Raw genomic sequence first — 20,828 nt, forward strand, 5'->3', positions numbered from 1 at the left:
TCAATTGACAACCAGCCGCGTAGGCCCCGTCGTCACGGCAGACCGACACATTCACCGCGGGCTGTCGGGAGGCGACATGAGCGGCGGGTGGACGAGCAGCGGGAAACTTCGGCAGAACGATGGCCACGGACGGGACTCTCCAGAAACAAGCAGTCGCCACCTGACAACGTTGTTGGTTGCAGCAAAAGAATGCATCACGTTTTCAGGCAGCTCGAACGACAATTGTTGTTCCCAGGGCCCGCGGGGGTCAACACGAACCGTTTTTTCTTTCAATAATTCTTGCCGCAACGCCACATGATGATCGCTGCGAACGTCCGTGCCCTGGCGAAAAAACGACTCTTCTTCACAAACCAACTCGATTTTCAGCGTTTTTAGCCGCATCTTGCCCATTTGTGAAACAAACAGCTCGTACTGGCCGCCTGGCTGCAACGGGTGGTCGCTGATCTCCACCACCGTGGCTCCCACACCAGCAACCTTCCGGACCTCCCTCAAAAACACGCGCAGGGCCCAGACCGCGACGCCGGAAAAGGGGACCAGCAAGAAGGCCAAAATCGGCCGTGGCATGCCGTACCACCAACCGGAGATCACCACCGCCAACAGCACCAAACACAGGCAATTCCAGCCCAAAGCCAAGGCCGCGGAGCCAAACACACTCATCCGCCCGGTCGAAATCGAAGCCAACCGAAAACGAAGCCGTTCCCCTGGACTCTCATTCAAAGCCTGGCGCCGCGGAACGGTTGGCAATTCTGGAAAATCTTGCGCGTCCAGTTCGGGTTCGAACGATTGCGAAGACTCTTCCGACGCCAAATCACGTCCCGCCAACGAACGAGTCTCATCAATCGCCCGTTTGCGACTGGCAGAGATACGCTCCTGGCTGAACCCAAGATGCAGCAAACGGTACCCCAGCCCGATCACTCCCGAGGCGATGGAAGCAACCGAAACGACCGCCACCACCCATCGCCCCCATCTTCCACCCCCTTGGGTCAGATTGGACTCGAGAACCCGGCGGGCCTCTTCCGGTAAATCGATGCCAATGCGAGGCATCATCACCGAGGACACCACCACGAGAGCCAGCACAAAAACGCCCAGCAGAATCAGGCTCAAATAGAAAGCCAGTTCCCCCAGGACACCTCGCAACGCCCCGGTTCGCGAACGGCGTCCCCGCTTCTTACTCCAGGGACGCAGCAGCGTTCTCGACCAGGATCGTCTCACAAAAGACTACCGTCGCAATCAGATGGTGGCCGAGGCGGCCTGACGGCCTGGACGATAAAACCCAAGTTGTTCCAGGGCATCGTACACTTCTTCGAGGGTCTTCTCGCCGAAGTTGCTGATTTTCAGCAATCGTCGCGGTGTCGCGTTGAGGAGGTCACGGACGGTCAAAATGCCGGTCTCTTCCAGACAGTTTGTGGTCCGAACGGTCAAACCCATTTCCGCGATGCTCAGATCGAGACGTTCGCGGCGCAGACGGGCTTCTTCCTCAGCCTTGCTCAATGGAATGCGGGTCTTCATGAGAATCCTTTCACGAAAGGGTGCAATGGCGACAAAAATTGTCCAGATCGTCTTGTAAAGATAACCAATTCGTACGCCCTGACAATGCCAACGACTGGCAATCTTGAACACTCTTTCCACGGTCGTGATCCCCGCCGATCAACGCCGAGTGTGCCATTCAGGCGTGTCATAACGCGTCCTTAACAATTCATCGGAGTGCTCTTCGATGACCGGCACCGCCGCCGCATCTGGCACTTTCGACGCACCAAATTGCTCGGCCAAATCAGAAATCAACCTCGCCGGATCAATCTCGATGTTCCCCACAAATTCGCGATGACGCCTTTGCTGGCGATATTCCGGTTGCCTCGGTGCAAACTCCAAGCACGACTCGATCAAATCCAAATCGGAACCGATCAGGATCGTCCCGTGATACAGCAGGTGATGCCGGGCCACTCGCAAACTGTTGCCGGAGAACTTTCGGTTCTCAAACGTCAAGTCGCAGATGCCTTTGCGTTCTGCAGCAGGCAATTGACGCTGAACCGCCGTGAGCACTCGCTGCATCACGTAGTCATGAGCCACATCGATTTTTCGGATCGATGTTTCATCCAGCAACCTCAACACCACGCTGTACATCCAGCATCCAGGACCACCGACCACCGAGGCCCCGCCAGTGCAACGACGAAGCACTTCGATCTGTTGTTCTTCGCACAAAGGCCGATTCACTTCTTCGTTGACTTTCGAACTGCGTCCCAAGACAACCGTTGGGCGATCAAATTGCCACATCCGCAATGACTCGGTGTCGATCGCCGTCGCCTCGTCGCCTTCCACGACTTGGTCCGCCCACTGCAACATCGCTTCGTCTCGCGCCAATTGACGCCGCGCCCGCATCGCCAAGCTCTCGCCTGGCTGGTTCTCAAAGTTCAACAACTGCATTTTCGGCTCGCAACGATTCGATCAAGGGCAGCGTCAACACTTTCCAAACGGCCACCAAACCTGCCAACGTCCCAAACAATAAAATGGCCAACAAGATCCCCAACGGTTCCGCAATTGGCATGTTGGTTCCCGTCAGCCATGCATAAGGCAACACGGCCAGCATCGCCGTCACCGCCCCGCAACCAATCCCAATCGCCAGCAAGAACGTGTTCTCGCCCAACACCAGTGCCGCGAGTCGTTGACGCGTGAACCCCACGGCGCGCATCACAGCCAGTTCGCCGCGACGCTCCAAAACACTTCGCAACTGAGCCACCGCCAAACCAATCGTCCCTAGCAACAACCCCAACGCACCTAAACTTTGGAATGTTCGCAAGTAAGTGTTCTGCACCGCCAACAACCCGGCCAACACCCGATCCGCTCGCTGCACATCCATGCCGGCATCCACCAACCGCGACTCCAACACCTCCGCCATTTCGTCCACCTCGGCCTCACGGTTCGATTCGCCCAGCCCTGCATTGGCTGATGGCTCACCCCCGTTTTGCATCGCAAAGAGAAAGTATTGGTATCCAGTGGAACTGGGAAAGACGCTTTCAAACGCTCGCTCACCCACAATCAATTTGCCTTGCAACACCGAACCCGCCAGCAGACCAACAACGCGAAAATGCACCTCGCCGCTGCCGTAATCAAACGCTTTGACCTCACCGAGACCACCTCGCATCTGCAGGCTCCACATCGCCGTGTTTTGGTCGATCACAACCGGCACCGGATCGTCGATCGTTCCTGTCGCCACCACATTCAACATTTCCCACGTTGCCTCGGATGTCTCGCCCTGCATGCTGGCCCAGCCAAACCCATTCAACGAATCGCGTTCGGACAACCCAAGCACCGTCGGCCGCATCGCTTGGTAGAGGTTGTTGCAACTCGCGTCGTCACCACCTTTCATTCGAAACGGAACGACACGAACGTCATCGCTGGTAAACCGTTCTGCGTCTCGCCCCAGCAACTCCGCACGCACGTCGTCGGCACGCAAGTCTTGATGAAGCGGTTGAGCCGTCTGCCCAATCAAATCAAATCCGCCGGTGCCTTCCCGCGTGGGCGACAAACGAAACACGCTGATCGATAAAATCAAAAACGCTGCCGTCGCGACCAATCCGATCGCCAGCGTGCTACGCAGCGGACTGCGACGAGCGTTTGCCAGCGCCAAGGAACTCAGCGAACCGCCACCCAGCCCCGGGGTTCGCATAACGTGTTTGGATTCACCCGCATCACCGCGCCGCCGAAGCGATCGGTGAACCCAAATCAAGATCGCAACCAACAGTAACATCCCCGCTCCAACAAAACCGCCCGCCGCCTGTTGCCCGCCACCCAAGGCTCCCGCAATCGCGGCGACCATCGCCAAAACAGTCAGCCCGATCGCAACCCACATCGAACGTTTTCCATCGCTGGTCATGCCGGCCTTGGCCCCACCGCTCAACGCATGCGACGAGTCCATCGTGCGTCCGCCAACCAACGCTGCTGGATTCAATCGCAACAAAAAACGCAGCGTCCAGGCGGCGGTGAACAGGCACACCAACCATCCCAGAATGCCCCCCAAAGCAATCGACATCGGTGTCGCGTGAAATTGCAAAAACGGAACCGTCACGGCCCCCACCCACCAAGACTTGAGCGCCCACAGAACCGCCCAGGCATAGGCCACCCCGCCGGCGATTCCGATCAAAGTTCCGATCGCGGCGGTCACAGCCGTTTCGCCCAAAGCCAACTTCATGACCCGACGAGGCGTGAAGCCAACGGCCAACAACGTCCCGAACTCACTCAGACGCTGAATGACTCCCAATCGCAACAACAAAGCGATCAACATCATCGCGGCCAAAATCACAAAGAACGACAACGCCAAGAACAAACCATCAAACGGTGTTGTCCCTTTGGACGCCGCCAATTGCTCGGCTCGAATCAATCGCGGGGTCCACCCGAGTTCGCCCTGAACGTTCCGCGTGGCTGCCAAAATCTTTGCTCGCAAGCCTGGCATGTCCGCCGCCAAACTCGCGTCAATTCGCAGTCCTGTCGTCTGCCCGAACCGGCTGCCGAAAATCGCCTGCCCAACATCCAGTGGCACAAACGCCTTGGGAGTCAACCGTTGCTCGTTCCAATACGCATCGTCTTCTCGCTCGATCTTTCGATCCAATTGAAACGGTAAATCCCAGTCACCAATTGAATCTTGATCCGTCACTCCGGGAACATCCGGTGTCAACGCAGGATCGTTGTAAGGGGTGATCGGCTCATCAAACACCGCTTCGCGATTCCGCCGGTAAGGCTTGCTGGGGATGGTTAGCGGAACGATCTCGGTCACCACCGCATCAAACGATCGCTCGATCTCGCGACCGTCTTCGACTTCCGGTTCGAAAAAGAACACGCGAACCTGATCGCCGACCTTGGCTTTCAAACGCTCCGCGGTCCAATCATTCAAAACGATCGGCGTCTCGCCTAACCCCGCTTCCGGCAGTTGCTCGAACGAGTAATCCAGCGACAACGTGGGTCCATCGTCCAACGCCGACAACGTGCTGTACGGGACCGAGTGGGATTGCTCATTGACGATGACCTCGCCCGTGGTGGGATCGACCTTTTCAATCGCATTGGCAAGGTAAGTCATCACGGGTGTGACAGCGCCCTCCGGCAACGCGTCCACAACCGCCTGGACCGCGTCATCCTTCAGCAGCAGGTTCTCACTGGTCAGGGACACGTAGTCGATGATGGGTTCGCCACCGTCTTCTCCGCCACGCTGAACATGCTGCAAGTTCCACCCCAACGTTGCCAACGACCAACTCACATCCTCGGCCGCCATTTCGCGAGTCAGAAGAATTGCGTTCGCTTGCCCCTCTCGATCCAACACATCCGCAATGACTTCCCGCGACGCGAACACCGTCTTGGGTGCCGACTGATTGGGCGTCAGCGAAAACCGCCCCAAACCTGAGTCAGGCACAATGGCCACGACCTTCATACGAGGCAATCCTTCGCTTTGAATTTCGCGACGTCCGAGTGGACTGTCCGCGGGCACCGCCCCTTCGACCGGCAACCGCAGGGTGACGAGATCGCCGACAGCGACCTTCAACTCCTCCGCAGCGGCTTGATTCAAGACGACGCTTTCGTCCCCCGGCATCGCCTCGGGCCGCATGCCGGTCACGTCCAGGTCCCAAAACGAATCGTCGATCCCAAGCACCTGGACGCCGCCTATCCGCCGCTGCCGATCCGATCCTTTGACGTCCCCTTCCACGCTGCCACCGGGAAACAAAATGACCGGAGTCGCAAACGAATCCTCCTCCGTTTGTTCGCTGGGCACTGTCCCATCCGTCTCAACGGGTCGTCCTTCGAGAGACAACTCCGCCAGCGGGAAAAAGGCTCCAGGTGAAACGATCGATTCAATCTTCCCAAGCCGCTCCACCGTCAACGCTCGCAAGCTGCCACGCATCGAATCGCCCACCAACAAGGCTCCGGTGATCACCGCGGTCGCCGTCGCCACCCCGAGCGCCACCGCAATCGTCACAGCTTGACGATGACGAAGTGTCGACAGGATCAACGAGACCAAAGAAACGGATCGAGCGGGGGATGCCATTGGTTTCCGGGGGCGGGGGGTGTCAACGGTCGTGACGAATGAACACGCATCGCGGTCCAAAGTGCCTGGCGTGTTCGCCTCGAGACGATAACACGACAGAGTTTGGTTCCGAGTGCATTCAACAAGTTTGTAGGTTTCCCGACGGTCTGTCCACGTATGCCTTTGCAACGCACCTTATCGCCGCCTGGAGTCGACCATCGCTCTCGCGGCGACTGGGCAGGCGTGTCGTTGCTTTCCAGCCTCGTGTTCGCACTCACCCTCTCGTCCTTGGGATGCCGCTCCAACCAACCCACACCCCATCGCGGCCCCACTCCAGCGGTCAACCTGGGAACTCCGTCCGCGCCGAAGCCACCACCCAGTCGCAAGTCAAACCTACAAAATGACCGTCTGGCCCAGACATCCACTCCCTTCGGCGGAGAAACACACACGCGGCGCCCCGTCCAACTGGCGTCCGTTCAACGAGCGAGTGTCACCACCCCACCCAACACCGCCTCACGGACACCGACCGAGAAAACTCCTCTAGCGCAGAATTTGAATCCCGGCCAACCGCCTGCGTTCTGGGACCTGACGGAAGCCGAGATGATCTCGCTGGCATTGCAGCACAGCGATGTCATCCGATCGCTGGGCCTGCGAGTTCTTGAAGCACCGGCCTCGGTCACCACAGCGTACGACACCGCCATCCAAGCATCCGATCCGATGTTTGGCCCGCAAGCGGCTTTGGCCGAATTCGATAGCCAACTCAATGCTTCGCTGACCACTCAAAACAACGACCGTGTCTTCAACAACGCAACGCTGGGAGGGCAAGTCCAAGAACTGGTTCAGGATTACGCCCAATTTCAATCCGGATGGACCAGGCGAACCACGTGGGGTACCCAGTGGGATTTGCAATCAATCCATCTCTACGACAGCAACAACCGAGCGGGCAACTCGTTCCCAAGCTACTGGGAAACGCAATTGGAATTGGGGGTCCGACAACCGCTGCTGCAAGGTGCTGGGCAACCATTCAACCTGATCGCAGGCCCCAACGCTCGACCAGGCCTGAACTTTTCCAACGGGATCTGGATCGCCCAGATCAACACGCAAATCAGCCAGGCGGACTTCGAAATCCAATTGCGAGACTACTTTCTCGAACTCTACACCGCGTACTGGCAACTCCAACGACTCTATCATTCCTACGCCAGCATTTGCCAGGCCCGCGATGTCTCTCACGAGATCTGGCAAACGGTATTGTCCAAGCAACAATCCGGGTTGATGGGCGGCGAAGCGTACAAAGAGGCCCAGACCCGCGCTCAGTACTACCGTTATCAACGCGAAGCCGAGATTGCACTGGGAGGCAGCGCAGGCGACACAGGCATTCGCAACGCCGAGCGAACGCTCCGACGGATGATCGGTCTGCCAATCACGGACAGCAGATTGCTGAGACCAGCCGACGAGTTCACGACCGCCCCGTTCGAATTTGAAATCCAATCCAGCGTGGCCCGCGGGTTCCAGCACCGAACCGAACTCCGACGCCAACGCCTGCAGGTCCAACAACAGAACCTACGACTTGTCGCTGCGAAGAATTTCTTGCTTCCCCGATTGGACATGATCGGCCGCACTCGAGTGCGAGGTTTTGGCGATGACCTGACCGGTGAAGGACCGCGATTCGCCAGCGCCGCAGACGACCTGTTTTCATTCGACCACACGGAATGGGAATTCGGTGTGGAGATGGGTGTGGCCCCACTGCGTCGGCAAGCCAAGTCGGCCGTCCGAAACGCCACCCTGCAACTCCATCGCGAACGTTCCATCCTGGAAGAGCAACAGCAAGCGGTGACCTACGAGATCCACGAAGCGATCTCCAACAGCCAATCCAGTTTCGCGGCCCTGCAGAATTCACTTGCGCGCGTTCAAGCCGGGAAGGACCGCCTGGCATCTTCACGAGCACTCTACGACGCCGGAAAGATCCAGCTCGAATTTCTAATCGACGCCTCCGAGGAACTGCTGCAATCCCAACGGCAATTGCATGTTGACCAATCCAACTACAGCCTGTCCCTGGTGCAAATCAGCCGGGCGATGGGAACGCTGTTGACAGACATCGGCGTTCATTCTTACCGCCGCTGAAATCAACCTCGGGCCTCCGCCCCAAGCGAGGAAACCACGCAATCCGGCGCAAGCCTCGTCGTCGAACTATCGCCCGATTCGCGTCGTCGCCCGGATTTTTTAAATTCGCAATTTTCAATTTCACTTTTTCAATCGCCCCCATCGCATCGCTCGCCACCTGTCACCGCTCCGCGGTTGTTTGATCACCCAGGCCACACAACCAGTCGCGGAGCGACGGCAGCCGATAGCCTTTTGTTTTCAACCCAAGGTCACATGCCCACGACATGCGACTCCTAAGTCGCGGAGCGACGACAGTTGCTTGCCGCGTTTTCGCCGATAGCCCCGGGATTGCGCCCCCGCGCGAAGGCCATCCAAGCCAACATCAACCGCATCGGGATTCCAGTTCAGCGTGCGGTCCAGCCTCCATCGACGGTCAGCATGCTGCCGGTCATATAACTGGACGCATCGCTGGCCAAGAAGATTGCGGCGCCTTGGATCTCTTGCATCTGGCCCCAGCGTTCCAGCGCGGTCGCCCCGACAATGAATCGCTTGGCCTCTTCGGTATCCGCAATCGGAACATTCATGGGAGTCAGAAACGGACCAGGACAAATGGCATTGACGGTGACATGATGTGGTGCCAGTTCCAAACCCAAGGCTCGTGTCATCTGCACAACCGCACCTTTGCTCGATGCGTACGGAGTTCGGTTGGCCAACCCGACCAAACCAAGCGTGCTGGCCAGGTTGATGATTCGGCCGGCACCCGTCCTCTTCATCACCGAACTGGCATGCTTGCAACACATCCACATGCCATCGACGTTCGTTGCCTGGACCAGCCGGAATTGCTCCAGCGTCAGTTCATCGATCGAACCACGCACGTTGATCCCAGCACTGTTGATCAACACGTCCAACCGAGAAAACCGATCGACACATCGCCGCACCATCTCAACAACATCGGCTTCGACGGTCACGTCCGCTCCGACGCCAATCGCTTGGACCGGGTATTCGCCAGCGATCTTCTGAGCCGCTTCAGACGCCTCCTGCTCATTGCGACTGACCAGACAAACGTTGGCTCCTGCTGAGGCGAGCCCGGCCGCCATCGCTTCGCCCAAGCCTTTGGACCCTCCCGTGACCAAGGCGGTTCGGCCGGACAAATCAAAGAGCTTCACACCGGGCCATCGAGTCATATTGGTCACCAAAGAGAAAACGTGGAACGAGCACCAGGGCAACTGCTCTTTCAGCGACAGCTCACCGTCTCAAGAAATTGAGGTGCGGCCGCCAATGTATCCGGCAATCAAGGCAATCAGAGAATAGAACCCGGTCAGACCAACGACGAGCCCTAGCATCGAATCCAATCCCATTCCCCGCAGATGAACAGCGACAGCAAAAGACACCAGCACCATGCCCGTGAAAACGGATGCGAGAAAGCACCAGAACAGAGTGGAGAGAAAACCGAGGACCATGCCTTCCAAGGTTCCCGACGCGGCCCTGCCGGCCAACGGCCCAATCGTCGCTGGGCAAAGAGCCACCCAGAACACCATGTGAAATCGAACCAATGAGAAAACAACGGCAGCCCAGGTCAACACCAAGATCAAATGGACGATCCGGAACTGCATGTCAAACTCACGTGGGCTCGGGCGAATGCTCCAACAGACTGCTGATCAGTGGCAACAACTGCTTCTTGCGACTGACGACGTTGTCTAATTTATACAACCGATCTTCGAGCTGTGGGTAATTGATCTCCTCCCACCCTTCCGGCTCGCTGCTCATCAGCAACAAACTTCCGTTGCTGGAGATATCCGTGACCAACAACGCTGAAAACTCCAAGTTCTCTTGCTCCGAGAGACGAACCAGCGCTTGGCTCAATTCCGTCTGCCGTTCCCAGAACAGGTCCAAACCAATTTCTTCGATTTGTGAGATCGAGAACCGACGCCCGTTCTCTTCGAATTGCTTGCAGTCCTCGCGAACCACTTTGTCAGGCGTACAAGATCGAAGCGCCGAGCCAATCTCAAAGAACTCATTGGCATACTCCGCCAAATCCACCGAGCAAAACTCTTGCAACCAAGCCAACAAGTCTCGATCGACGTCCGTTGTCGTTGGCGACCGCAAGTACAACGTGTCACTGATGATTCCCGAAGCCATGCACAGTGCGATCCCTGGTTCCGGTTCCAACCCTTCTTGGCGATACATGCGTGCCACCAACGTGCAGGTGGACCCCACGGGGTCCATGATGAACCGAATGGGGCCAGTCGACTTCAACGAGCCACCAAGCCGGTGGTGATCGAGAACCTCAACGATGTCGGATTCCTCCGCACCTTCGACCGCCTGCCCGATCTCGTTGTGGTCCACCAACACTAACTGAGGCCGTGGTGGATGCACCATGTCGGACTTGCTCAACACACCGATCAATCTCTGGTTGTCGACCACCGGGAACACGGTTTGAGCCGAGCGATAAATTTGTTGCTTGGCGGCGGCGACCGGCAGCTTCGCGGAAAGCGCCAGGAAATCACGGTTGACGACTTCCTCAATCAACTGAGCGGCTTTGATCCGCATCGTCGTCGTCGCGGTGTCAAAGGGACTGTTGATGACCGTGACGCCGCGTCCGCGAGCGAGCTCCATCAATCCGCTGGAGAGTTGATAACCGCCGGTCACCACCAGTCCGCGCACTCCCATCTCAAGCGCTGGCAACTGAATGGTCGGCCGGTCACCACTGACCACCAACAGTCGGTCGGAGGGAAACTGCTTCATCCGCTCACAGAATCCGCCGGCGCTCATCGCGCCCACGGTCAGGATCATGTCCTCGTTCAGCCCGGAATCCACCGAGTGCTGATACGACCCGCCCAACACCGAAACCACTTTATCGAGGTTCGTATGAACCTCCCGCGAACGGTAAGGATCGACGCCGCCCTGGAAAACCAGTTCCAACAGATCCAGCAAAGTGACCAATCCGATCAGTTGGTCATTGTCATCCAGTACAGGAATGGCCCGCAGCTCATGCTCGTCCATTCGTTCGTAGACTTCGAAAAACACATCGGACGTGCGAGCGACCACCACATCTCGGTTGCAGATGTCCTCCAGCTCGGGCCGAACATCCATGATGATCTTGGGGGCCGTCAACTTCGCCTTTCGCAACGCGAATTCGGTCCGTTCATTGGGTGGCCCACAACAGGCTGCAACCGCATCGGGCCGGGTGGTCCGGCGAAGAAAATCAGCGTAGGCCAAAGCACTGCAGATCGCATCCGTGTCAGGATTGCGGTGACCAAAAACATGGACCGTCATGAAAGCTATTCAATCACTCGATGGTGTAACGCGAAACGCAGCGCAACTTGTTTGGACAATCCCAAGTCAAGCACATCCATTGAACCGTTCAATCACCGCAGACTCCAGACTCGCGAATGATCCGAGGCGCTCGTTCAGTCAAATCGGTTGCTGCGTCCGAGAAGATTCAATTGTCTAGAAAAGATCGGTTTCCGAGGAAACGACCATCCAATCCTAGTCGGAATCCTCAACAAGAATTGTGCCAAAGATCCGGTTTGCCATGTCACCCAGAAAAGTCTTTGCAACCGATTTCATGGATGACGGATTGTCGCATGAACCAAGCGACCGCGAATTCGACATCTGCGCATCTGAATTCAGCCGTGATCTTTCAACACCGATTCCAGGGCCAGCAAAAGATCCACCGGTTCGCTCATTCGCCCCGTGCCTTTGACTCGGCAACTCAACCACCCCTCCTCGGGCCCGACCAAGTGGCAACCATCCTCGCGGAGCGTCTGAACATTTCGCTGGACCGCGCGGTGGTTCCACATCGGATCGCTCATCGCCGGAGCCAGCAACACCGGACTGGTATTTTGCAGATACAGTGTGCTGATCAAATCGGCTGCCATCCCGTGGGCAAACTGAGCCAGCAGATTCGCGGTGGCGGGTGCCACAATCATCGCATCGATCTCTCGGGTTAACTCAATGTGACTCCCCAGAGGAAACCGTGAATCAAAAACATCGTGAACGACCGGGCGTCCAGAAAGCGCAGCCAGCGTCGCGTCACCGATGAACTCGGTGGCCGCTCGTGAGGTGACCACCTGAACGAGATAGCCGGCCTGAGCCAATTTGCTGCACAGGTCGGCCGCTTTGTACGCGGCGATTCCACCACCAATCGCCAACAGAATCCGCCGCGTCGTGGCTTCCATTACAGGTCCGACGGATCCAGCTCAGGAGCTTCGCTGGCAGCAACGATGGCATCCAAATCCTCAACCGTTTCGACTTCGTTTTCCATGTTCAGGAAAATCTTGTCTTGCACGATTTCTTGCAGCACGATCGACATTTTGTCGTGCGTGTCCACGCTGACCAACGCTCGGCTGCCCTGGTTGAGTTGGACAAGTCGCTTTTGAATCAGGGTGCTGAGTTTGAAACGGCCACCGATTTTGTTGACAATTTCTTCTTCTTTCAGTTCTTCGAGCACGGCGTCGTTTTCCTTTGATCCAGTAAGATCTGGCAAATTTCGGTGACAGCGTTGTCAACCGATTCATTGATGATTTCGTATTGGTAGCGGCTCATGCACTGCATCTCAGCCGCAGCAGTTTCCAGACGAGCAATCAGGGCAGATTCTGATTCGGTGCCACGATTTCGCAACCGTCGCTCCAATTCTTCCATGCTGCCAGGATGCACAAAGATCGTCACGGGGCGATAATGCGGGTCATCCAGGACCGCCATCGCACCTTGCACATCGATCTCTAAAATTACCCATGTCCCGGCATTCAGGCCAGTGGCAACTTGGTCTTTCAGGGTGCCATACCACTGCCCAAGGCTGAAAACCTGCTTGCATTCGACAAAGTCGTCCAGTTTTCGCCGACGTTCGAATTCTTCGTGGGAAAGGAAAAAGTAGTCTTTTCCGTGGACTTCTCCCGGCCGCGGTTGGCGTGTCGTCGCTGAAACACTGAGTTGCAACGGCACGTCACAGCGTTTCATCAATTCCTTCACGACGGTCGATTTTCCGGCTCCGCTCGGCCCCGAGATGATGACCAAACGTCCTCGCCCAGTCATTTCGCCGGATTCCCCAGTCGCTTCGTCGCCGGATTCATTGGATGGATCGTGCATGCCGACGGCTACTCCAGGTTCTGAACAAGTTCACGCATGCGTTCGATCGCGCACTTGATTTCCACCACATGCTCGGCGATTTCAGCGTCCCCAGCTTTGCTGCCGATCGTATTGGTTTCGCGATTGAGTTCTTGGATGATGAAATCCAGTTTCCGACCAACAGCTTCCCCGCGACTGGCCGATTCACGCGGCGTGGTTTCGGCTGAATCCGAATCACCGACCAGGACGCCTCGCATCAGCCCCAAGTGACTGCCCAACCGCGTCAGCTCTTCGCTGATGTCCGAACGATCGGCAAACAGTTGGACTTCGCGAATCAAATCGACTGGATCCGCCAACGACAATCCATTCTCTGCCAACGCCTTGTCAATGCGTTCGCGAAGCCGTTCTTGGTACCGAACAACCACTTGGGGACTGCGTTTGGCGATCGCTTCGCAGCGAGCCTGGATCAGCGTCATGTCTTGCTCGATCGACTCCGCCATTGCAACGGCTTCGTCGGATCGCATCTGTTTGAAACGATCCAGCGCAGATTCGACGCTTTCCTGGATCAAGACCCACTTGGCAAGTGACGCCTCTACCTCTTCGGATCGCCCCTGCGATCCAGCCGACGGCGGTTCCAACACACCCGGCATCTGCATCAGATGAGCCAAATCGATGTTCGTGGAAGTCACCGCATCACCCATCGCCAATGAATCCGCGACCTGCGCCAATTGCTCCGCGTAGGATCGCACCGCATCGGCGTTGATACGAGGCAAATCAGCCCCGGGTGGAGGTGTGAAACGAACCTGGACGGTCACGCTGCCTCGATGCAAATGCTGACGCACCAGAGATTCAATCTTTGGCTCATACTCCGACACCGAATCGCTGGTGCGGAGAATGATTTTCAAGCCGCGATTGTTGACCGAGCGAATCTCGGTGACGACGGAACCGGCCGAGCCAGACGTTTCGCCTCGGCCCTGGCCGGTCATGCTGCGCAGCGACGGGTAAGGTGACCCGCCCTGCGGTGTAGAGAGGTTTGCTTGCGTGCTGATGGACGCCTGCGTCACGGAGTTTCCTCGTCCGAAGTGGTTTCGGCTTCGGTCGACTCAGCTTCTTCCACAACCGCTTCGGTTTCATCGGCCGCTTCAGTTTCTTCGGCTTCCGCATCGCCCGAGGACAAGCTTCCAATCGAACCGATTCCAGCCGCTGGGGCGTCCGACGCAGCTTCTTCGTCGCCGGTTGGCACAACCAATCCACTGGTGATGTCCTCAACATCGTCGCCAGGTCCGGACCCGATCTGCGATTCGTTGGTGTCCGCAACTGCTGGAGCGTGAGCCCCCAACTGGTACATCGCGAAGGCACACACAAGCGCCCAAACAGCCGCGGTTCCGACGGTGATGGCGGTGAAGGTGTCCCCCGCCTTGCTGCCGAATGCGGATTGACCACCAGGCCCGCCCAAGGCTCCGGTCAAACCACCGCCTTTGCCGCGTTGGATCAAGATCAACAAGATCAAAAACACCGACAAAAACGCCATCAACCAGCCCAACACGACGCTCATGAACGAGGCCAGGGGCAGGGTGGGGACGAGTGGATTGACCAACGAGGTGTGTTGGATCAAAGAATCGAAAGCGACACTCACGGCGAACAGTCCGTTGAAATGGATAGGTTGAGGGAACGAAAACGAGGTCGGATCAGGCGGAAGGAGCCGCTTTGATGATTCCAGCGAAATCATCCACTTTCAAGCTCGCACCACCGACCAGAGCCCCGTCGATGTTGGGTTGGGACAACAACTCTTCTGCGTTGCCCGGTTTCACACTGCCACCGTACTGAATTCGGATTTGTTCGGCGACTTCGGTCGAGAACATTTTTCCCAAAAGTCCCCGAATGAAGGCGTGAACCGCTTCCGCTTGCTCTTTGCTGGCCGTTTTGCCGGTCCCAATCGCCCAAACAGGCTCGTAGGCGATCACGATGCTGGCCGCACGTGCTTCGTCCAAACCTTCCAGCGACCCGCGAATTTGCGTTTCGATGACCGATTCAGTCTCGTCCGCTTCGCGTTGTTCGAGAGTTTCGCCAACGCAAACGATCGGAACCAAGTTGCCCGCCAAAGCGGCGTGCAGCTTTTTCGCGACGCAGGCATCGGTTTCGCCCATCAATTGACGACGTTCGCTGTGACCCAAAATCACGAATCGGCAACCGACATCAGTCAACATCGACGCGTTGACTTCGCCGGTGAAAGCACCGTCTTCGGCGGCGTACAAATTCTGAGCACCCAATTCGACAGGGGTTCCAGCGACTGCATCGGCCACGCCGCTCAAGTAAACCGAGGGAGGGCACAAAACGACTTCCACAGCGGGCGACTTGCCAACCGCGTCGACAATGCCTTTGGCAAGCGACGCGCCGGACTCGGCACGCATGTTCATTTTCCAGTTACCAGCGATCAGGATGCGACGACTCACGCGAGGGCCTCGGTTGGTGGGGTGTTGTTAGAATTCGAATTCGGAAGGGAGGAAATCGTCTTGCCAAGAAGATCCGCCATCGCGGTCATCTTCTGAACGATCTCGTTGTATTGTTCGGGCAGCAAGGCTTGAGCCCCGTCGCTCTTCGCTTCTTCGGGACAATCATGGACTTCGATGTGCACGCCATCCGCACCCGCGGCCAAACCCGCCAAAGCACATGGCGGAATCAAATCCGGCCGGCCCGTCGCATGCGATGGATCGACGATGATCGGCAAGTGCGTCAGACCTTGGACGGCCGGCACGGCGGCAACGTCGTAGAGGTTGCGAGTCGACGGATCAAAACTCTTGATCCCGCGTTCGCAAAGCACCACGTTCGGATTGCCTTGAGAGAGCACGTACTCGGCGCTCATGAGCAGGTCTTGGATCGTGGCGGCCATCCCACGTTTGAGCAGGACGGGGCGTTCGGTTTTGCCGACTTCCGTCAGCAACACGAAATTCTGCATGTTGCGAGCACCGACCTGCAGCATGTCTGAGTACTCCGCCACCAACTCCACATTTCGTGGATCCGTGATCTCGGTCACAACCGGCACCCCAAACGTATCGCCGACTTCCCGCAGGATCTTCAGCCCCGCTTCGCCCAGACCTTGAAACGCGTACGGGCTGGTCCGCGGCTTGTAAGCTCCCCCGCGAAACAGGTTGGCTCCTGATTTCACGACGCTCTCGCCGATCCGCATCATCCGGTCGCGATCTTCGACGCTGCACGGCCCCGCGATCATGGCCAGGTTGCCTCCACCGATCTTCACTCCCGACACGTCGATGACGCTGGATTCAGGATGAGCTTCTCGGGAGGCCAATTTGTAGGGTGGCAAAACAGGAACGACTTGTTGCACGCCGGGGATCGATTGAAGCTGTTGTTCGGTGGTCAGACTCTCGTCGCCAATCATGCCGATGATCGTGCGAAACGTCCCGCGGCTGAGGTGCGTCTGGAACCCCATCGACTCGACCTTTTGAATCACATGGTCGATCTGATCGTCGGTCGCGCCGTTTTTCAGAATCAATATCACGACTAAATCCGCGAAATGGCCGGTGGGTGGGGAAGCAGGCTGCTAAAAGAGACCGCACACCATAGCAGCCGACCCGCTAAATCGTCGAGAGGAGCTGTTTTTCACGGGTTGAGGACTGGGAACCCTGACAATGGCGAAGATTGAAAAGGTCAAATTGACAATTGCAAATTTGAAATTCGGTGAACGCGTTTCGTGGCCCGAAGAATGACGCAGAAACCCACAGCAGAGTGGAACATTTGTCCCCAAATGTTTGCGTGACAGGTCTCGTGTCTTCGACCAGCCTGACGCGAATGGTGGAGAATGGACTTGGTTGCGACGAGGCTCGGCCTTTGAAAGCTGCTCGACGGAACAGTTGGGGACAACTGTTCTACTCTGGGGGCTATCATTTCATCGCGTCGCGGACGAGATCGCCACAATCTTTTCTGGGCAAACTTCCTAAGAAATCCGCCCCCCACTCGTTGAGTAGTCAGAGGCGACATGACGCGTCTCCCTTTTTCTCCTCTCGCAATGAACTGCCATGAGTCAACCGGCCTCCACTTCCGCGGCCGAGGACCTCGTCGATCCAGGTGCGTCTGAACCGGATTCGTCCGGACAAGACTCTTCTAAGACTCGGAATACCGAGTGGATCGCCGAGGTCGTCGACCAATTCCAGCGTCCTTTGTTGGCGTATGCCACCGGGATGCTGGCGGATCGCACCGCCGCGCAAGACGCCGTGCAAGAAACGTTTTTGCAATTGTGTCGCAAACGGCCCGACGAATTGGTCGACCGCTTGGCCCCCTGGTTGTTCACTGTCTGCCGCTCACGAGTGATTGACATGCAACGCAAACGATCCCCTGACCGATTGGATCCTGACGCGGTCGCCGTCATCGATCCCGCCCCGCGCCCCGACGCGGTGGCCCAAGACCACGAGGCCCACGAGCAAATCGCGGCCTCCATCGAAACGCTGTCGCCCCGACAACGCGAAGTCATCCAGCTTCGAATGCAGGCTGGACTGAGTTACCGAGAAATCGCTGACGTCACCGGCATGACCGTCAGCAACGTCGGCTTCCATCTTCATCAAGCCGTCAAGTCGCTTCGCGATGGTCTGGCCGTCACCTGAAGCCAGACCACTTCATCCAATTCATTCTTCCGTCATCGGATCATCGATCATGTCCAATTCATCCACTTCTCCTCCGTGGGACGACCCTCGCGTCACGGCATTCGTCCTGGGCGAACTGCCTGAGAACGAAGCCGCTCAGTTCACCGAAGAGATGAACGCCAACCCGGAACTCGCCACCGCCGTTGAAGAAGCTCGAGCGGTCACCGAGCAAGTCGAATCGTTCTTTCACTCCGCCGCGGTCCCACCACTGGAATCCAACCGAGTCGAAAGCATCGTCCGCGAAAGCGAAACGGCGGCCACGGAAGAAGCATCCGTCTCCGCAGGCTCCGCGTCCGGGACGTCTTGGTTTCAATCCCGATGGATCCAATTTGCGGTCGCTGCCAGCATCGTTGGCATCCTAGCTGGCCTGTCAGTACCAGCAGTGCATACCGCCCGCGAATTGGCGTTTCACCAACACCCCGCGGTCGGAACTATCGACGCCGATCGATCCGGTCCTGAGCCCACTGAGTCGCTAACCTTCGAAGCAGACATGCCACTCGAAGACACCGAAATGATCTACCAACCTCTCGGTGGATCGTCTGACAAATCACTGCCTGCTGAAACGAAGGCCGAGGGCGAGTCGTTCGGCGTGCAAGCAGCCAGCCGTGTCATAGGAATATCGCCTGCTGCCGAAGCCACTTCATCGGATGCGAGCCCACGAATCATTGCCGAGCCCTCGCTTTCTTCGACGAACGAGCAAGCCGGAAGGTCGAGACGAGCCAAGCGAGCTGAGGCCCCAACGATGGACATGGGAATGGACTCGACGATGAGTATGGGCGGCATGGACATCGACATGGCTGGCTCGGCAATGGACGACATGGGTATGGGCATGATGGGCGGAGGAATGGGCGGTGCGCCGGTCGACAGCAGCGTGACCCCTCGCTTCGCTCGCGAAGACGGCTCATCGGCTGCCAATGCCCCTCTTTCACTCACTGCCCCGAAAGACGAAGCACCAGCCGCCCCCAGCGAACCCTCGGCTGGCAAACCAGTGATGGGCGACTTTGCAGTGGCTCCCATTCCGGAACAGCTTGGACGCCAGCAATTTGACTTCCGTGATTCGCGGGGACGTACTCTCGAACGCCAACTGGGAGAAACCGAGGAACTGGCACCGACATCAGACCGACTGGCCATCCTCCCAGCCACGCCCGACGGCGAAGGCCGGGGCCCAGGTCTGTCCGGTGACAAATTCGAACCCATCAAGGAAAACGAATTCCGACGCGTGACCGAGCATCCGCTCAGCACGTTTTCCATCGATGTCGACACCGCCAGCTACGCGAAAGTCCGCAGCTACCTGCAGCGAGGCCAACTGCCACGTCCCGACTCGGTCCGCATCGAAGAACTGATCAACTACTTCGATTATCAGTACACGCCCCCATCGGCTGAAGATCCGGTGCCGTTCTCTTCCGCAATGGCGGTTGCCTCCTGCCCTTGGAATGAAAACAATCGTTTGGTTCGCGTCGGCATCCAAGCCAAAGACATTGATCGCAAAGAACGCCCGCGTTGCAACTTGGTGTTCTTGATCGACACCAGCGGATCGATGAAGCGGCCTAACAAACTGCCGTTGGTCATCGAAGGCATGAAGGTGCTGCTCGATCAACTGAAAAACAAAGATCGTGTGGCGATCGTCGTCTACGCGGGCTCTTCGGGATTGGTCCTCGACTCGACCCCGGTCAAGCAAAAGAAGAAGATCGTCCGAGCCCTGTCGGCTCTCTCGGCCGGCGGCAGCACCAATGGTGGTGCCGGCTTGCAACTCGCTTACCAAACCGCTCGTGAAAACTTCATCGAGGACGGTGTGAACCGAGTGATCCTGTGCAGCGATGGCGATTTCAACGTCGGCATGACGGGCACCGATCATTTGGTTGCCGAAGCGACTCGCCAATCCAAAACGGGCACCGAACTGACGGTGCTGGGATTCGGAATGGGCAATCACAACGATGCCATGATGGAACGCATCTCCAACTCCGGCGCAGGCAACTACGCTTTCGTCGACACCATCGCCGAAGCCAAAAAGGTCCTCGCGGATCAGGTTGCCGGAACGCTGTTCACGGTTGCCAAAGACGTGAAGATCCAAATTGAGTTCAATCCCGCGGTCGTCTCGGCCTACCGATTGATTGGCTACGAAAACCGGGTCTTGGCAAAGGAAGACTTCAACGACGACAAGGTCGACGCCGGTGAAATCGGAGCCGGCCACCGCGTGACGGCTCTGTACGAGATCGCTCCGGTCGGCAAGCTTCCCGATTCCATTGCACCCGATGTCGATCCGCTGAAGTATCAACCCAGTGGCGATGCGGATGCCGAGGAAGCAACTCAACCTCAAGCCCCAGAGGACTCCGACGAGTCAGCGACCAAGGAGATCCTGACGCTGAAGATTCGCCACAAACCACCACAAGGCGACGTCAGCGAGAAGCTCGCATTTCCGCTGGTCAACGAAAGCGTGCCCTTCCAGGAAGCCGACCCGGACTTTCAATTCGCCGCCGCGGTCGCCGGTTTCGGGATGCAACTTCGCAACAGCACCCACGCTGGAACATGGACGATGGACGACGTGATCGCCACCGCGACGGATGCCAAGGGCGAAGACGAGCACGGCCTTCGTGCTGAGTTCCTGGAACTGGCGCGAACAGCGGAACGATTGATCGTCAACGACTGATCCCTCGCCTGCACCATCAACTGTCGCTCGGTGGTCCCCCACCGAGACGAGCACTGAAGACCAGACCATCGCTCACGATGGGAGACCATCGTGCGACAGGTTCACTGACCCGCACGTCTATTGATCAGAAGAGGCTTCCGCACGCGACCAAATCGTGTGCATGACGACGCTGTAAATGACCAACGCCACAATCATCAAAGCACCGAAAATCATCACGCTTTGACGAAGCGCAAACGCAACGCCGTAGTCTGAATGAACGGCGTACACCCAGGACGCGTGAACCAACATCATCAAGCTCGCCGCCGCCATCACCGAAAACGTGATCAAGTCTGGGATGCGAGTTCAGATCGGA

At 57.5% G+C, this 20,828-nt stretch carries 18 protein-coding genes; 3 read left to right on the plus strand and 15 right to left on the minus strand.

The features are described 5' to 3' along the window. Positions 1-51: 51 nt before the first annotated feature. The 4 genes from ACF8AM_RS09060 to ACF8AM_RS09075 are packed head-to-tail and all read right to left on the minus strand — an operon-like array spanning position 52 to position 6,028. Positions 52-1,212 (minus strand): hypothetical protein, encoded by a 1,161-nt coding sequence (locus ACF8AM_RS09060; protein ID WP_392555328.1) that lies wholly within the window; start codon positions 1,210-1,212, stop codon positions 52-54. An 18-nt stretch (positions 1,213-1,230) separates the two neighbouring features. Further along, the gene (locus tag ACF8AM_RS09065) at positions 1,231-1,620 is read right to left on the minus strand and encodes a DNA-directed RNA polymerase subunit alpha C-terminal domain-containing protein (protein ID WP_392555329.1); all 390 of its coding nucleotides are present in this window, start codon (positions 1,618-1,620) and stop codon (positions 1,231-1,233) included. Between the two features lie 27 nt (positions 1,621-1,647). Then, positions 1,648-2,421 (minus strand): lipoate--protein ligase family protein, encoded by a 774-nt coding sequence (locus ACF8AM_RS09070; RefSeq protein WP_392555330.1) that lies wholly within the window; start codon positions 2,419-2,421, stop codon positions 1,648-1,650. Next, positions 2,402-6,028 carry an ABC transporter permease gene (locus ACF8AM_RS09075; protein ID WP_392555331.1) on the minus strand — a complete coding sequence of 1,209 codons (3,627 nt, stop codon included), beginning with the start codon at positions 6,026-6,028 and terminating at the stop codon, positions 2,402-2,404. The genes ACF8AM_RS09070 and ACF8AM_RS09075 overlap by 20 nt, the downstream gene beginning before the upstream one ends. Positions 6,029-6,184: 156 nt before the next feature. Here ACF8AM_RS09075 and ACF8AM_RS09080 point away from each other — a divergent pair, with 156 nt between their 5' ends. Then, positions 6,185-8,128 (plus strand): TolC family protein, encoded by a 1,944-nt coding sequence (locus tag ACF8AM_RS09080; protein WP_392555332.1) that lies wholly within the window; start codon positions 6,185-6,187, stop codon positions 8,126-8,128. A 383-nt stretch (positions 8,129-8,511) separates the two neighbouring features. On the opposite strand, the gene ACF8AM_RS09085 is transcribed toward ACF8AM_RS09080, so the two are convergent. From ACF8AM_RS09085 to aroF, 10 genes are all read right to left on the minus strand, one after another. After that, the gene (locus ACF8AM_RS09085) at positions 8,512-9,291 is read right to left on the minus strand and encodes an SDR family NAD(P)-dependent oxidoreductase (protein ID WP_392555333.1); all 780 of its coding nucleotides are present in this window, start codon (positions 9,289-9,291) and stop codon (positions 8,512-8,514) included. 69 nt (positions 9,292-9,360) lie between these two features. Then, on the minus strand, positions 9,361-9,720 hold the full coding sequence (locus tag ACF8AM_RS09090; protein ID WP_392555334.1) for a hypothetical protein: 360 nt from the start codon (positions 9,718-9,720) through the stop codon (positions 9,361-9,363). A gap of 7 nt (positions 9,721-9,727) precedes the next feature. Then, complete coding sequence (locus ACF8AM_RS09095; RefSeq protein ID WP_392555335.1) at positions 9,728-11,383, minus strand: putative manganese-dependent inorganic diphosphatase; 1,656 nt, start codon at positions 11,381-11,383, stop codon at positions 9,728-9,730. Positions 11,384-11,736: 353 nt separating this feature from the next. Next, positions 11,737-12,288 (minus strand): phosphopantothenoylcysteine decarboxylase, encoded by a 552-nt coding sequence (locus ACF8AM_RS09100; RefSeq protein WP_392555336.1) that lies wholly within the window; start codon positions 12,286-12,288, stop codon positions 11,737-11,739. Beyond that, positions 12,288-12,560, minus strand: a complete 273-nt coding sequence (locus tag ACF8AM_RS09105) for a DNA-directed RNA polymerase subunit omega (protein ID WP_392555337.1) — start codon at positions 12,558-12,560, stop codon at positions 12,288-12,290. Before ACF8AM_RS09105 ends, ACF8AM_RS09100 begins: the two co-directional genes overlap by 1 nt. Continuing rightward, on the minus strand, positions 12,545-13,195 hold the full coding sequence (gmk, locus tag ACF8AM_RS09110; RefSeq protein ID WP_392555338.1) for a guanylate kinase: 651 nt from the start codon (positions 13,193-13,195) through the stop codon (positions 12,545-12,547). The genes ACF8AM_RS09105 and gmk overlap by 16 nt, the downstream gene beginning before the upstream one ends. 8 nt (positions 13,196-13,203) lie before the next feature. After that, the gene (locus tag ACF8AM_RS09115; RefSeq protein WP_392555345.1) at positions 13,204-14,160 is read right to left on the minus strand and encodes a YicC/YloC family endoribonuclease; all 957 of its coding nucleotides are present in this window, start codon (positions 14,158-14,160) and stop codon (positions 13,204-13,206) included. Between the two features lie 74 nt (positions 14,161-14,234). Then, entirely contained in the window at positions 14,235-14,810 is a 576-nt protein-coding gene (gene secG / locus ACF8AM_RS09120) for a preprotein translocase subunit SecG (protein WP_392555339.1), read from the minus strand. Between the two features lie 52 nt (positions 14,811-14,862). Further along, positions 14,863-15,627, minus strand: a complete 765-nt coding sequence (tpiA, locus tag ACF8AM_RS09125; protein WP_392555340.1) for a triose-phosphate isomerase — start codon at positions 15,625-15,627, stop codon at positions 14,863-14,865. Then, a complete protein-coding gene (aroF, locus tag ACF8AM_RS09130; RefSeq protein ID WP_392555341.1) occupies positions 15,624-16,691 on the minus strand; it encodes a 3-deoxy-7-phosphoheptulonate synthase in 1,068 nt (355 codons plus the stop codon). Before aroF ends, tpiA begins: the two co-directional genes overlap by 4 nt. 517 nt (positions 16,692-17,208) lie before the next feature. Here aroF and ACF8AM_RS09135 point away from each other — a divergent pair. Together ACF8AM_RS09135 and ACF8AM_RS09140 are read left to right on the plus strand one after the other, a co-directional pair. After that, the gene (locus ACF8AM_RS09135; protein WP_392555342.1) at positions 17,209-17,790 is read left to right on the plus strand and encodes an RNA polymerase sigma factor; all 582 of its coding nucleotides are present in this window, start codon (positions 17,209-17,211) and stop codon (positions 17,788-17,790) included. 49 nt (positions 17,791-17,839) lie between these two features. After that, positions 17,840-20,476: a von Willebrand factor type A domain-containing protein gene (locus tag ACF8AM_RS09140; RefSeq protein ID WP_392555343.1), complete on the plus strand. Its 2,637-nt coding sequence runs from the start codon at positions 17,840-17,842 to the stop codon at positions 20,474-20,476. Positions 20,477-20,593: 117 nt separating this feature from the next. Here ACF8AM_RS09140 and ACF8AM_RS09145 read toward each other — a convergent pair whose 3' ends face one another. After that, positions 20,594-20,803 carry a hypothetical protein gene (locus ACF8AM_RS09145; protein WP_392555344.1) on the minus strand — a complete coding sequence of 70 codons (210 nt, stop codon included), beginning with the start codon at positions 20,801-20,803 and terminating at the stop codon, positions 20,594-20,596. Positions 20,804-20,828: the final 25 nt, after the last annotated feature.

Origin of the sequence: Rhodopirellula sp. JB055 (assembly GCF_043100905.1) — a bacterium.
GTDB lineage: Bacteria > Planctomycetota > Planctomycetia > Pirellulales > Pirellulaceae > Rhodopirellula.